We start from the raw sequence: 14659 nt of genomic DNA on the forward strand, positions 1-14659 counted from the left end.
TTTTAAATGGAGTAGGAACAGCAAAATGAGTGATATGACATAAAATCCCTTTCATTTGTAAAAAGAATGAAAGGGATTTTTTATTTTTAATGAGAATATGCTGAAAATTTAGTATGATAGTAAAGTGAAACTGTAATCAATGGGTAGGTGTAACTCTCACTGGTTATGAGCTCGCAATTAGCGGGGAAAAGTATATACATCTTGGATAAAGGGGAACAAGGGGATGACAAACATAGTACAGACAAACGGTATGAAAAAACTTGTTTGTTTTTATGAAGAGTGGCAAAAACACGGCGATGCAGAGAATAGCTTAAAGTTGTTTGAAGTAATTCAAAAATATAAACGAGAGCAGCTTATGATAGCGTTCTGCGGTCACTTCTCAGCAGGGAAATCAACGATGATGAATCATCTATATAAAGCGCAGTTGTTACCAACAAGTCCAATTCCGACAAGCGCTAACGTCGTTAAAATTGAAAAGGGATTTGATCGTGTTGTTGTAACGATTAAATCTGGAGAACAGTACGAATATGACGGTGCATATTCAGCAGAAGAATTAAAGCAAATTTGTAAAGATGGCGATGAGGTAATTGGTGTTCATATTTATCGGAATGATGCACCAATTCCTGAGGGTGTTATGTTAGTTGATACACCAGGGATTGACTCAACAGATGATGCCCATCAACTAGCAACAGAATCAACGCTACATCTAGCAGACGTAATTTTTTATATGATGGATTATAATCACGTCCAATCGGAAGTGAATTTGCAATTTGTTAAAGAATTGAAACAACGTAATAAAACGGTTTATCTCGTTGTAAATCAAATAGATAAACATAAAGAAAATGAATTATCATTTGAGGATTATAAAGATAGTGTGAAACAATCGTTCTCTAACTGGGATATTGAAGTAGATGGAGTTTATTATACGTCATTACGAATGATGAACCATCCACATAATGAAATTGGAAGCTTAGAAACATTAATTACTTCTATTATGAAAGAAAAAGAGCAGTATGTAAGAGAGGGAATGGAGCGAGAAACAGAACATTTAATGGGAGAACATTTCTCGTTTATTGTTTCTGAAAATGAAAAAGCTCTTTTGACATATGAGGAAGAGTTAGCATCACCGCTTTTGATTTCAGAAATAGTTGAAAAGAAAGAAGAGCTAACGGAAACTAAACATCGCGAGGCTAGTAAAGAATCTCATGTGAGAAACGAATTTATAAAAGGTTTACAAGCTATATTAGATAACGCGTATTTAATGCCATTTGAAATGAGAGAATTGGCAAATGCATATTTAGAAACGAAATTAACAAAGTTTAAAGTTGGTTTGCTATTTGCGAAAGGAAAGACGGAGCAAGAAAAACAAAGACGTGTAGAGGCGTTTTATTCTGCCCTTCAAAAGACTGTTGAAACGCAACTTGATTTTCATGTGAAAGAATTTATTGTAGCCTTCTTAAAAGAAGAAGGATTGTTCACGGAGGAAATTGGGAAAGACATATATGCTTTAGAAATCGCTTTTGGACCAGAAATGTTAGCTGAAGTCATTAAACAAGGTGCAGGTTTCACAGGTGATTACTTACTTCTTTATACAGCGGATGTAGCGAATGAACTGAAGAAACGTTATTTTACAAAAGCACAGCAAATTTTTGATAAAAGTGCAGTTGTTTTAAAGCAAAAAGTGAAGGAAGCAGTTGCTCGTATGGAAGAAGAGATTGAAAAATATACGATGTTGCAAACGGCAAAAGAGACGGAATTACAATACAGTAACAATTTAGAGACGTATGAAAGTTATTTACAAAATGTTTGGCACGAGCGTGTTGCTACACCAGAAGGATTGCAAATAGAGCAGATATTGCAACGTGAAAAACAAATTGTTAGTGAGAAATTCACACTACAAGAGCAGGAAATGGTAAATGATAACGTAGCGGCTCATGAAGAAGAGATAAAAGGAACGGCAGCTTTAAATATTCAGCGTATATTAGAGAAAGTGAAGAAAGCTGAAATGATATTAGAGCCATTGCCAGCGCTGAAACATGTACAGCAAGAGGTGATAGAAAAAAGGCGTCGTGTGGAAACGAAACAATTTACAGTAGCGTTATTCGGAGCTTTTAGTGCTGGGAAATCATCATTTGCCAATGCCTTACTTGGTGAGAAGGTACTTCCTGTATCACCAAATCCGACGACGGCAACGATTAATCAAATTTTGCCGGTTACAGAGGAAAAACCACACGGAACAGTAATGGTTCAATTCAAATCAAAGCAAGCTCTATTAGAAGATATGAAAGCTGTTTATAAGCTGTTTCATTATGAGATTACTACGTTAGATGAGGCGTTAGCACAAATTGATAAAGTTATGAAATATCCTTCACCGACTGGGAAGCAAAAAACAACATTTAGCTTTTTACGAGCGGTACAAAAAGGGTATGATGCAGTTTCTACTTATTTAGGAGAACAAGTACAAGTCACATTAGAAGAGTTCTCTGATTATGTAGCGAATGAAGAAAAATCATGCTTCGTTGAGTATATGGAGCTTTATTATGATTGTGCTTTAACAAGGCAGGGAGTAGCGCTTGTAGACACACCTGGAGCGGATTCTATTAATGCTCGCCATACGGATGTTGCATTCCAGTATATTAAAAATGCAGATGCTATTTTATTTGTAACATATTATAACCATGTATTCTCTCGTGCTGATCGTGAATTTTTAATTCAGCTTGGGCGTGTAAAGGATACTTTTGCCCTTGATAAAATGTTCTTCTTAATTAATGCGGCGGATTTAGCAGAGTCTGAAGAAGAACTTGAAATGGTAAAAGGTTATATCGCAGATCAGCTACTGCAATACGGTATTAGAAATCCGCGTTTATTTGCAATTTCAAGTTTATGTGCGCTTGAAGAGAAACAAGGAAAGAATGTTGAAAAAGAGAAGTATGGTATTTTACAAAACTCTGGAATTACTAAGTTTGAGGAATCATTTACGTCCTTTATGATGAGAGATTTAATGCTTGTTTCTGTGCATGCTCTATATGGTGCGTTGCAAGGGGCAAATCAGCTTTTAGTAAACATGATAAATGGTGCAAAGCAGGGGAATGAAGAGAAAGAGAAGCAAACGAAAAAATATGAAGCAGAGCGTGATCAACTACTTCATATTATTTCATCATATAGTGTACTTGCTGAAGAACAGGCGATGCAAAATGAAGTGAAAGAGTTGCTTTATTACGTGCAACAGCGTCTATTCCTACGTTATAACGATGTGTTTACTGAATTTATTAATCCGGCGTCACTTCGAACGGATGGAAATGTGAAAACACAATTGCAACAGTGTGTTATGGAATTAGTAGCATTTATTCAGCATGATTTATTACAAGAAATGCGTGCGACATCATTACGTCTTGAAAAATGGATAGACGAAGTGATGAAGCGTGCAAAGGACGAAATTGTAGTGAACTGTAAAGTAGAAAATCAATCAATTTCTATGAATGGAACAGTTGAGTATGAATATAAAGATATTACACATAAAGAACCGTTCCCTTCAGTTGAAATAAAAGATTTCAAAAAAGCACTGGCACATTTTAAAAATGAGAAAAGCTTTTTTGAAAAGAATGACAAAGCTTTTATGCAAGAAGACGCTAAATTTGTATTAGAACCGCTTGTATCAAACTATGTAGCCGATGAAAAAGATTTATTTGTCCATCATTATAAGCAAGAATGGGATATGAAGTGGAATTTATTCCAAAAAGTGATGCAACAAGATGTAATGAACTATTATGAAAGTATATTGTTTGCATTGGCTGAAACGATCGATGTATCTCTATATGAACAAAGTAAAGAACAATTGCACAATCAGTTAGTAGAGATTGAAAAAGAAATTTATGTTATATAGTCGTTATGAGAAAAAGATTCGTTCAATTTTCTTTTGCAGTACAGTATCTAAAGATTTGACAAATCCAGCAAATTCATCGGTAGAAATCATATGAGTAAGAACGAGTCGTCTGCCATCTGGTGTTTCACCGCATAAGACGAATGAAGAAAATTCGTATGTTTTATTTTCAACTACTAATTTTGGATAGGAATACGTGTCGCTTTTCTTCTTCTTTCCATCAATAGAGATGACGTTGCATTTTTTCTCATTGTTGTCCATGGTGAATCCCTCCTTTCTATTATTTATGGTAGACAAGGAGGGTTTAGAACAATAGAGATGGGGGGATTTTTTATGTCTTTTGTAATAGAACGTATTTTAAAAGAGGCTATACCGAAGTCTTTATTGCTACTTGCTGATCCAAGTGAACGGCAAATAGCTATATATGTACAAAGAGGGTTAACATACGTAGCAAAGCAAGGGGGCAGCATCATCGGTGTGTATGTTCTTTTGGAAACAAGGCCGAAGACGATGGAAATCATGAATATTGCGGTTGCAGAGCATTTGCAAGGAAAAGGGATTGGGAAGAAGCTATTAAGGCATGCCGTAGAAACTGCTAAAGGATATGGTATGTCAAAACTTGAAATTGGTACAGGAAATTCTAGTGTTTCACAACTTGCTTTATATCAAAAATGTGGATTTCGTATTTTTTCTATTGATTTTGATTACTTTTCGAAGCATTATGAAGAAGAGATTATTGAAAATGGCATTGTATGCCGTGATATGATTCGGCTTGCAATGGAATTGAATTAGAACGTATAACTTATTTAGGGGGAAGAGAAGATGGAAGTACATAAAGCAATTACAGCACATTCTCGTAAACAAAATGAAAGTGTAAAAGCATGTTTACAATTAGATGCGCAGCGTGAAGCAGCTATTGAAGCAGCCGTATCTCTTGCGTCAAATGGGAAAGAATTTTCGGTTGATGTCATTAATGTTGTAACAAAGCAAATTAATGATCTTGCAAAAAATGGTGTTACCTTGCAGCGTAAATATGTTACAGAAGAAATGGTTATGGAGTATGTAAGTCGTTTACAAGAGAAAGAAGGTCGTTAAAAATGATAGTTACAGTCGAATGGTTACGTGAGCATATAGAAGATGAGAACGTCCGTGTAATCGATTGTCGTTTTGATTTAGCGAATCCTAATTGGGGTAGAGAAAAGTATGAAGAAGAACATATTCCTCATGCGTTATATTTTGATTTGAATTTAGATTTATCAAGTCCTATAGCAGAACATGGTGGCCGCCATCCGTTGCCAAGCATTGAAGAGTTTGCGGACAAGCTTTCGGAGGTTGGTATTGATGAACATACGACAGTAATTGCGTATGACAGTCAAGCTGGTGCAAATGCTGCTCGTTTATGGTGGTTATGTAACTATGTAGGACATGAGAAAGTATATATATTAGATGGTGGTTTCCCGGTTTGGAAAGAGAATGGACTACCGACAACAACGGAAATTCCTGTTGTTATACGAAAAACATTTAAAACAAACATACAAGATCATATGCTTGTATCGATGGAAACAGTAAGAGAGAATATCCAAGCAGGTGCAGATGTTACGTTAATTGATTCAAGAGAGCCAAAACGTTATGCTGGTGTAGAGGAACTTGTCGATCATAAAGCAGGACATATTCCGACAGCAACAAACTATTTTTGGAAGGATGGAATGTTGCAATCAGGACAATTTAAGAATGAAGCTGAGCAACAAGAACGATTCCAAAATCTGTCGAAAGATAAGGAAACCATTGTATATTGTGGTTCTGGTGTTACGGCATGTCCAAATATCATTGCGTTAAAATTGGCTGGATTCCAAAATGTTAAATTGTATGCAGGTAGCTGGAGTGATTGGATTTCTTATCCAGAAAATCAAATTGCAAAAGAAGAAGATTAATCACTTGCATGCAAAAATAATTTGTATTAAAATAAGGTCACAAGCAAGAGGTTGCTCGAAAAACTTTGTATTTTACACATTGGAAACAATGTGATAATATAACGACAAGTAAATAATACATCCTGCGGTGTACGTAACTTATTTATGTCTAAAACCGATGTTAGTTATACGGAAGCTCAATATTTAGCGACCATCATCAAGCCTTCCTTGTGGAGGAAGATGTACGGTAACTGTGAGGGCATCCACCTGCGAGTAGCGGGTTTTTGGACATTTACGAGGAGCGGCACGTGCGGGGGTCTTATTTCAACTAACCTTATATAAAATTCCTACGGTGTACGTAGCTTATGCATGTCTTAAACCAATAAGTTTAATATGGAAGTTCAATATTTAAATGTAGCTAACATGCCATCTTTTTAAGAAGGAAGTTACAAACATTTGTGAGAGCATCCACCTGTGAGAGCAGGTTTATGGACATCTAGAGAGAACGGCATATGTGGGGCTATATAAAAACCTTACGTTTTATACGTAAGGTTTTTTTGTTGCATAGATATATCAATATTATCTTGATTCACCTGTGAAGTTTCCGTAATAAATGTAGCACTTTCTGTCTTCATCAATCTCTCTTGAATCCAAGGAGAATTCCATAGACATGCCGTCTCGCTGAATATATATAATATCTGAATGAAGAGATGGTAAAATTTCTTCGTAGTTCCATACATCTTGACTATCTACTAAGCTTGAACTCGTTTCACTTAGTTCTCTAATTTCAAAACCGATGTGGGAGTATGTAGGGTCTGAAGGGTCATTGGCGAAAACTTCTTTTTGAATATAAATAACTGCTGTTCCGTCTGGATCAACCGAAGTTGCAGTAACAACATAAGTATTTTTCTCTTTAATAAAATATTCACAAGTCATGCGTGCGATAATTTCAGAATTAGAAATATTGGCGTAGTTCCATAAAGCAGGATACCCTTTCGTTTCATCATTAAGTCGATATTCTAAGCGCATTTCATCCCTCTTCTTCCTTTTTCTTCTACTTTATCATGCCATCCTATATAATAGGAATAGAATTTAAAAAGGGGAGTGCGAAGGTGACAAAAACGAAATGGCTAGTAGGTGGTGTCGTAACGTCTTTAATGACTGGCACTTTATTTGGTTGCGCACAAGATCTTCCCCCAAAACCGAATGATAATAGTTGTTCTGATTGGGATTGGGATGATGAACTTGGGGTATGGCAGTGTGATGATAGTAGTTCAGGTTATCGTGGGCATTATTTCTATGGTGGGCGATACTATCAAAATAAATCCACTTTTAAAAATTCATCGGCGTTTAAATCGTATCAATCGTCTGCTGAATTTAAAGGTGGAATTGGAAGCGGTTCAAAGGGAGGATTTGGGGGCTAAAATATGTCACAATACATAAGGGATCGAAAAGAATTTTATTTAAAATATCCGAATTTTTGGTCGGATTTATATGAATGTGAGTATAGTTTGTTTCATGTTTTTTCTATAACAAATCAGACTTTGGACCAATTACACTTAGCGACTGAACGAATGGGGAAAATATTTTTTAAGACTGCTAGACTGCTGCGTAATTTAAGTGACGAACAGCTTCTAGATCTTGGCTTTCCATCCGCGAGTTTATCATTCATTAGAATGAAAGGGCTTTATCCTGAATCTGTAATTTCGCGATTTGATTTTGCTGTAACAGAGGATAATAAAATCAAAATGCTTGAGTTTAATAGTGATACACCAACTTTTATTGTGGAATGTTTTCAAATGAATGGGAAAGTATGTGAAAATCTAGGCTATGATGATCCAAACTCGGATCAAGAACGATTGCTATCTTCTGGTGTAACGAAAGCAGTAATGGAAGCGACAAAGGGATTAGATAATCCAAATGTTGTTTTTACAGCACATCATGAACATATCGAGGATTGGAATACGACTATGTATTTAAGTCAGCTATGCCATGTTGAAAATAAAGTAGTGCCAATGTCAGAACTTAGAATTACAAAGGGTGCTCTAGTCGATAAAGATGGGGCGAAGATTGATGTTTTATATCGCCAAACATATCCGATAGAAGATTTAATTGAGGATCAAGATCCTGAAACAGGAGATTTGGTAGGTGTGGAACTGTTACAACTTGTAAAAGCCGGAAAGCTTTTTATAATAAATCCTTTGTCAGCATTTTTACTTCAGCCAAAATCAATTCAGTGTCTTATTTGGGGGTTAGCAGAAGAAGAGGTCTTTTATACAAATGAGGAACAACAGTGGATTAAAGAATATATGTTACCTACATATTTAGAACCAGATTTATTTTTAGGAAAAGGTTCTTTCGTTCAAAAACCTTCATTTGGGAGAGAAGGAGATACAATTACGATTCGCGATAAAGACGAAAATATTATGCTTCAAAATGCACACGAAACGTATAAAGCGTCACTGCCGATATTTCAAAAGTATACCGAACTGCCAGTCGTATCCTTGGAAACAGAAAAAGGGATCGAGAAACTGTCATATGTGTTTGGTTCGTTTTTAATTGCTGGAAAAGCGAGTAGTATCGGTATTCGTGCGGGAGAAAAGATTACAGGAAATGAATCGTACTATTTACCGGTAGGTATAAAAAGGAGGGGGAAAAATGATTAATTTTTTATTATATTTAGCAGTAACACTCGGCCTTTTATGTATAGGTCTGTTCTTGATGGAAGTGACAACGAAAGTAAAGGAATTTAAGTTAATGGCTCAAGGAAATAAGGCGGTAAGCTATGTGCTTGGAGGACGATTACTTGGGTTAGCTGTTGTTTTATATTCGACAGCAGCTAATTCAATTTCACTTCTTGATATGATTTCGTGGGGAGCAGTTGGGATTTTGGCTCAAATTATCGTCTTTTATTTAGCTGAGTGGCTTACACCACGCTTTAATATAAACAAAAGTCTCGAAGAAGATAATCAAGCAGTCGGTCTTTTTCTTATGTTTTTATCGCTTTCGATTGGGATTGTAATCGCTGGTTGTATAACTTATTAAAAACTTTACGTTTAAACGTAAAGTTTTTTATTCTATCCCGCTATTTGCCGGGCAGCCCGATTGGTGAGGGCTAATAATCAGTGGGGGATGAACAAAACCCCCACTGATTAAAGTTTCACTTTATATACGTTAGTTTGCCATACCTTTTGAAAAAATTGTAGGCTACTGTTGACATCTATTTTAAATAAGAGTAACATTTTCAATGTAATGAAAATAAGTCTCTGTTAGGTGAGGCTCCTGTATAGAGAAATGCTACTGCCCAAAAATGTCGAGAGACGCCAATGGGTCAACAGGAATGATCGAATTAAGGTTTTTCTTAACGTAGCTGGTAATGTACCTATGCTATACAGTGCTAAAACTCGGCGAGGGAGAGGTCCGTAGATTTCTAATTATATTAGAAATCGTTTATTTGTGTATGTAATGGCCACTACTCTCTTAAGGGTAGGGGTCTTTTTTGTTACCAAGCTATGAGTAATTTCATAGTATAAACTATAAAATTAAACGAGGAGGTGAGGAGCATGTCAAATTCTGACTCGGTTCCGTTACCCATATACTTCAAATCAAAAATATATGATGTAGGCAGGAAACGATTTGTTCCTCCCTCTATATTTATCACAATGTAGCGTTTATAAAGCGCTAGACACTTTCACAGTAAAGTGGATAAATTGAGAAACAAAGCGTTTCTTCCTATGTTGTAAAGGAGGAGACGATAATATGTTATATGCAAACAAAACTGTGGGTAACACGTCATATAAACTAAATAAAAAATCAATAAAAGAACAAACAATGCTCCAAAAAAATAAAGATTTATTAATTGAAATTGCAACAAGAGATGTAAAATCTGTATTTGCATATTTTAAAACAACAAGAGACGGACTATCAATGAAAGAGGCACAAAAACGTATTCAAGTATATGGCCGAAATGAACTAACTTCAAAAAGAGCAATTCTTGCAGAAGTAATGATGAAGCTTGGTGGCATGATTCCAGGTTTTTCAAAACAACGTGTGTGTGATGAGTTACAACGTGAAACGATTACTGTATCTAGAGTAGAATGTTCTAATAGTACAGGGCTAAATAGTGAACTGAAAATGATAGAGATACCAGTGCAAGAACTTGTACCTGGAGATATGATTTTTCTTTCGGCTGGAGATGCTGTGCCAGCTGATGTACGTATTATTTATGCAGATGATTTATTAGTGAATGAGTCTGTGTTAACGGGAAACGAAGCGAGCATAGAGAAGTTTGAAAGCTGCTATCACCTTGAACGTAAACGATTTATTCCATTAAAACGGATGAAAGATTATAATCCACTTGAGCTTGAAAATGTATGTTTTAAAGGTTCACATATCGTTAGTGGAAGTGCAAAGGCTGTCGTTGTTTCTACTGGAAAAAATACGTATTCAGGCATATTGCATACTTGTTGTAGTAGAACGTCTTAATGTGTTAATGGTGCTAAATATACAAAAACAATGTATAATAGACAAAGTTGAGCAAAAACGTAGAATGGTAATCTATTTATATAACCTTACGTGATAACGTGAGGTTATTATTTTTTTAATAGGAGAGGAATTATGAAAAAAGTATTATTAGTTGATGGTATGGCACTATTATTTCGTGCTTTTTACGCAACAAGTGTCTACGGACAATTTATGAAACGACAAGATGGAACCCCTACGAACGGGATTCATGGTTATATGAAACACTTGTTAACAGCTACGCAAGCGATCGAACCAACACATATCGTTACATGCTGGGATATGGGAAGTACGACATTTAGAACAGAATCGTTCTCGAATTATAAAGCAAATCGTGCAGCGCCACCAGAAGAATTAATTCCTCAATTTGATTTAGTGCAAGAAATGACTGCAAAATTATCCATTCCAGTTATCGGTATGAAAGGCTACGAAGCCGATGATTGTATCGGTACGCTTGCAAAACAATACTGCAATGAAGCTGAAGTTTATATTTTAACTGGTGATACAGATTTACTTCAACTTGTTGATAAGAACGTTACAGTTATGCTTCTGCGTAAAGGAATTGGAAATTACGAATATTACACACCGGAGAAAATCATGGAAGAAAAAGGTGTAGAGCCGTGGCAAATCGTCCATGCAAAAGCTTTCATGGGAGATACAAGTGATAATTATCCAGGTGTAAAAGGTATCGGTGAAAAAACAGCGTATAAGCTTATTCAAGAGCACGGAACAGTATCCGCTGTACTAGAAAATGTAGAATCATTAACAAAAGCGCAGCGTACGAAGATTGAAAGTGATTTAGAGAACTTAAATATTTCGTTGCAATTAGCACAAATTCACTGTGAAGTTCCAATTTCATGTTTACTAGAAGAGGGATTACACACAATGGATGAAGAAAAACTTAGATTTGTTTGTGAAGAAATGAATTGGGGAAGACCTGAAATATTAATAAATATGCTATAAATAGTTTGGAAAGAGGGATGTTGCATAAGTCGAACTTTGACTTGGTGACACCTTCTTTTTGTTTTTGTAAACAGTATTATAGTAAATAAAATTATGTCGAACTCAATTTTAAATATATAAATGTTTCGACAAGATATAATGATAAAAGTTGATAGAAATAGTAATTTTTATAATGAAGTGAATTAATTTCAACATAGTTTTAGAGAGTCTTTTTTTCGTGTTCACAAAGTTGTCAGAAAATAAATGGAATTTTCATATGAAGTTCAAATAGAATTCACAACAATCAATTATTATAAGGACACACAGATAATTCTTTATCTTTTATATAAACCATCCCCCAAGGAGGACAATGAAAATGAGAAAAAAAGTGAGGAAATCTTTTAAACAATTATTAATTGAAAATAAACAATCACTATTAAATAATAAAGAAAATATGAAAGAAATTGAAGAGAGAATTGAGAAACGACATGTAGCATATAGTGGTGCGAGTAATTAAATAAAATAAAAAAGATAGCCTATATAGGCTATCTTTTTTATTTTATATTGAAAAAACGCTATTCATCTCTTTAATTTTGTAAATATGCAAGATATTTTTATAGTGTTTTTCTATCAATATTACTCATTTTTCGAGGTTGAAATTGGTATATACCAATTTTTGAGATTCGCTATTCATAATATTACAAAAAATGTTACAATACACTCAAATTTATACTATAAAATCATTTTAATATGAAAAATTGGAATGAAAAGAAAGGAGAGGAATATGAATAAAGATGTCGCTTTGAAATGATTAGTATCATTTCATTAGGAGTTGATGTAAAAAGATGAAGAGATACGAAGAATTGGACTCTATAAGAGGGATTTCTTCATTAGTAGTAATGATCGGTCATCATTTAATGATTTTTTCAGCATTTCAAAATTACAGTTATGAAGATAATAAACCATTTGTTGTGTACCTATTAAAAGAAACACCTGCTCGTCTAATTTTTAGTAGTGGTAACGAATCTGTTATTATCTTTTTTGTTTTGAGCGGATTTGTTTTGTATGAATCTATTCAAAAAAACTATAGTAGCTATGGATCATACCTTTTAAAACGTATATGCAGAATATATATTCCTTATATTGTGGCAATAATAATAGCTATTATATGCCAGGCTACAATTAGTGAATATGGTATTTCTTATTTAAGTGAATGGTTTAATCGCTCATGGACGATTGAAAGTTCTTCAAGCTTAATCGCACAACATATTTTATTGGTGGGGAAATATAATACAGATGCATATAACGGTGTCATTTGGTCACTTGTCCATGAAATGCGAATATCAATAATTTTTCCGTTAATTTTGATGATTTGTTTACGAAAAACGTTAAGGTGTTCATTACTATTATTGTTTAGTTTTAGTATATGTTCTGTCGTAATATTATTTTTGTTTCGCCCGGGCTTAACATTAACAAGCTATGCATTAACATTGCATTACACGGTGCTGTTTTTACTAGGAGCACTAGTTGCGAAGTATAAAAATAATTTAATAGTTTTTTATAGTAATTGTACTAAAAACACGAAAATTGCATGGTTTTTATTTGCGATTTTACTTTTTATGTATGAAGGGCTTATTGGAGAAATGAAAGTACTCAATAATTTTATATTTCGAGACTACGTAGTGGCGATAAGTGCATGTCTATTTGTCATATTAAGCTTGTCAATATCAACTTTGTCGTCCTTACTACGTAATAAATACTTGTTATATTTGGGGAAGATTTCTTACAGTCTTTATTTATATCATATTATATCGTTATTTTCCCTTATATACATGCTCCATGAAATATTACCGTTGCCAATTATTTTAATTTTTTCACTTGTTTTTTCGTTTATACTTGCAATGCTTTCGTATATATATGTAGAAAAATTTGCATTCAGAGTCGGAAAGTATGTAACAAAACAAGTGAATAGAAAGGAGAAAGGGTTATCAGTAAAGAGTGACTTGCAAGATGTTATTCAGAAAAGGGCGGTGAAATAATTGAAACAAGAATTGAGTATAAAAGATTTTCAACAATTATTGAAAAGAAGATTCGTAACGATTATTTTAACGATGTGTTGTTTAACCGCTTCTTTAGTTATTATCTCTATGTATGTTTTAAAGCCTTCATATCAATATTCAACGCAAATTCTTGTTGGGAATTTAGATGAGTTTAATAAGGAAAATTCAACAAATAAAACACAAGAAAATAAGCAACTAGTAACATCGTATGTCGATATTTTAAAAAGCCCATTAATTATTTCAACAGTTAAAAAAACTTTGAAATTAGAGCAATCAAGTTATGAATTAGCACAAAAAATCTCGGTGGTGAATACGGACAACTCACAAATTGTAACTGTTACAGTAAAAGATTCCAATCCGAAAGTCGTGAAAGATATTGTAAAGACATTGGCAGAGCAATCACAAAAAAGTTTTCAACAGTACACAAATGTACAAGGTGTGAAAGTGTTGACGGATCCTGAGTTACAGGAACAGGCTGAAAAATTGTTTCCGAAATTTCAACTGATCATTCCTATTTCTTTAATTGTTAGTTTTTTTGTTGGGATAGGTTTAGCTGTATTTCGAGATTATTTTGATGAACGTATATACACGGAACAAGATTTAGAGAAAATAACAACAGTCTTTGTTATTGGTCACATAAATGTGAAACCGAATAGAAAACAGAAATCTACAGAGATTGATAAACAATCATCTATATATCGAGGTGAACATGTCGATGTTTAGGACAAAGAAACAGCTGCCATTCGATCTGCATGATGATCTGATGAAAGAGCAGTTTTATACGGTGTATCACGAGCTGAAAAAATCTGGAAAACAACTATTCACAGTTAGTTCAACGAAGGACAGAGGGGTTGTTGCCTCACTTATAGTAAATATGGGTCTAGTGTTTGCAGAAATGAAGAAAAAGGTGTTACTTATTGATGTGAATTTTTCTGACCCTAAATTACATGTATTATTACAAAGTGATCACATGATAACCGTAAACGATATAATAAGCTCTTTCCCCTGTAATTATGAATCTTTTTCTAGTAATTTGTCTAAATACTTATATTGTATTCCTGCAAAAAAAACAGTACACACAGGGACGCCCTTAGTTGCTATGGATGAATTTGATAATGCGATTGCTAAGTGGAAAGAAGATTTTGATTACATTTTCTTTTATTCTTCTGAAGTATTTGATCTTCCTGCTACGCACATTATTGCAGAGAAATGCGATGGAGTGGTCTTAGCAGTTAAAAAGCGAAAAGATTCACTACGTACAGTGCAAAAAGTAATAGCGGATATAAATAGGAAAGAATGTGAATTAATAGGTATAATTTTATATTCTTGAATGTGGGGGTAACGAT

The 14659-nt window shown here is 34.3% G+C and carries 15 protein-coding genes, 2 other RNA genes and 1 riboswitch; of the genes, 15 read left to right on the forward strand and 2 right to left on the reverse strand.

Annotated features, from left to right (window positions below):
* Positions 1-223 precede the first annotated feature (223 nt).
* The gene (locus OXT04_RS01290) at positions 224-3883 is read left to right on the forward strand and encodes a dynamin family protein (protein WP_098256733.1); all 3660 of its coding nucleotides are present in this window, start codon (positions 224-226) and stop codon (positions 3881-3883) included.
* A gap of 3 nt (positions 3884-3886) precedes the next feature.
* Here OXT04_RS01290 and OXT04_RS01295 read toward each other — a convergent pair whose 3' ends face one another.
* A complete protein-coding gene (locus tag OXT04_RS01295) occupies positions 3887-4141 on the reverse strand; it encodes a DUF3931 domain-containing protein (protein WP_000369740.1) in 255 nt (84 codons plus the stop codon).
* Between the two features lie 72 nt (positions 4142-4213).
* Between OXT04_RS01295 and OXT04_RS01300 the strand changes: the two genes are divergently transcribed.
* The 5 genes from OXT04_RS01300 (at position 4214) to ssrS (OXT04_RS01320) (ending at position 6315) form a co-directional block, all read left to right on the forward strand.
* Positions 4214-4672, forward strand: coding sequence for a GNAT family N-acetyltransferase (locus tag OXT04_RS01300; RefSeq protein WP_000011410.1), 459 nt, complete (start codon positions 4214-4216; stop codon positions 4670-4672).
* Between the two features lie 30 nt (positions 4673-4702).
* The gene (locus OXT04_RS01305; protein ID WP_000451820.1) at positions 4703-4975 is read left to right on the forward strand and encodes a YpbS family protein; all 273 of its coding nucleotides are present in this window, start codon (positions 4703-4705) and stop codon (positions 4973-4975) included.
* Between the two features lie 2 nt (positions 4976-4977).
* Complete coding sequence (locus OXT04_RS01310; protein WP_089170718.1) at positions 4978-5811, forward strand: sulfurtransferase; 834 nt, start codon at positions 4978-4980, stop codon at positions 5809-5811.
* A gap of 116 nt (positions 5812-5927) precedes the next feature.
* A non-coding RNA gene (gene ssrS, locus OXT04_RS01315) (6S RNA) lies at positions 5928-6110 on the forward strand.
* 21 nt (positions 6111-6131) lie between these two features.
* Positions 6132-6315, forward strand: a non-coding RNA gene (gene ssrS / locus OXT04_RS01320) — 6S RNA.
* 54 nt (positions 6316-6369) lie between these two features.
* Here the strand turns inward: ssrS (OXT04_RS01320) and OXT04_RS01325 are convergent.
* Complete coding sequence (locus OXT04_RS01325; protein WP_001235522.1) at positions 6370-6819, reverse strand: hypothetical protein; 450 nt, start codon at positions 6817-6819, stop codon at positions 6370-6372.
* Positions 6820-6902: 83 nt separating this feature from the next.
* On the opposite strand from OXT04_RS01325, the gene OXT04_RS01330 reads away from it, so the two are divergent.
* The 9 genes from OXT04_RS01330 to OXT04_RS01370 all read left to right on the forward strand — a co-directional run bounded on the left by OXT04_RS01330 (position 6903) and on the right by OXT04_RS01370 (position 14643).
* The gene (locus OXT04_RS01330) at positions 6903-7214 is read left to right on the forward strand and encodes a hypothetical protein (RefSeq protein WP_000169030.1); all 312 of its coding nucleotides are present in this window, start codon (positions 6903-6905) and stop codon (positions 7212-7214) included.
* Positions 7215-7217: 3 nt separating this feature from the next.
* Positions 7218-8456 (forward strand): glutathionylspermidine synthase family protein, encoded by a 1239-nt coding sequence (locus tag OXT04_RS01335; protein WP_065228547.1) that lies wholly within the window; start codon positions 7218-7220, stop codon positions 8454-8456.
* Positions 8449-8835: a DUF350 domain-containing protein gene (locus OXT04_RS01340; RefSeq protein ID WP_000606862.1), complete on the forward strand. Its 387-nt coding sequence runs from the start codon at positions 8449-8451 to the stop codon at positions 8833-8835. Before OXT04_RS01335 ends, OXT04_RS01340 begins: the two co-directional genes overlap by 8 nt.
* A 213-nt stretch (positions 8836-9048) precedes the next feature.
* Positions 9049-9214: riboswitch (M-box (ykoK) riboswitch) on the forward strand.
* Positions 9215-9549: 335 nt separating this feature from the next.
* Complete coding sequence (locus OXT04_RS01345; protein ID WP_097924924.1) at positions 9550-10275, forward strand: P-type ATPase actuator domain-containing protein; 726 nt, start codon at positions 9550-9552, stop codon at positions 10273-10275.
* A gap of 132 nt (positions 10276-10407) precedes the next feature.
* Positions 10408-11274, forward strand: a complete 867-nt coding sequence (locus OXT04_RS01350) for a 5'-3' exonuclease (protein ID WP_000757069.1) — start codon at positions 10408-10410, stop codon at positions 11272-11274.
* Between the two features lie 355 nt (positions 11275-11629).
* A complete protein-coding gene (locus tag OXT04_RS01355) occupies positions 11630-11770 on the forward strand; it encodes an FbpB family small basic protein (protein ID WP_001228048.1) in 141 nt (46 codons plus the stop codon).
* A gap of 328 nt (positions 11771-12098) precedes the next feature.
* Entirely contained in the window at positions 12099-13292 is a 1194-nt protein-coding gene (locus OXT04_RS01360) for an acyltransferase family protein (protein ID WP_097924922.1), read from the forward strand.
* Entirely contained in the window at positions 13293-14036 is a 744-nt protein-coding gene (locus OXT04_RS01365) for a YveK family protein (protein ID WP_097924920.1), read from the forward strand.
* Positions 14023-14643, forward strand: a complete 621-nt coding sequence (locus OXT04_RS01370; protein WP_139213200.1) for a CpsD/CapB family tyrosine-protein kinase — start codon at positions 14023-14025, stop codon at positions 14641-14643. Before OXT04_RS01365 ends, OXT04_RS01370 begins: the two co-directional genes overlap by 14 nt.
* The last annotated feature ends 16 nt before the right edge of the window (positions 14644-14659 follow it).

The sequence above is a fragment of the Bacillus sp. GC_Bacil_1 genome (assembly GCF_026540675.1).
Lineage (GTDB): Bacteria > Bacillota > Bacilli > Bacillales > Bacillaceae_G > Bacillus_A > Bacillus_A cereus.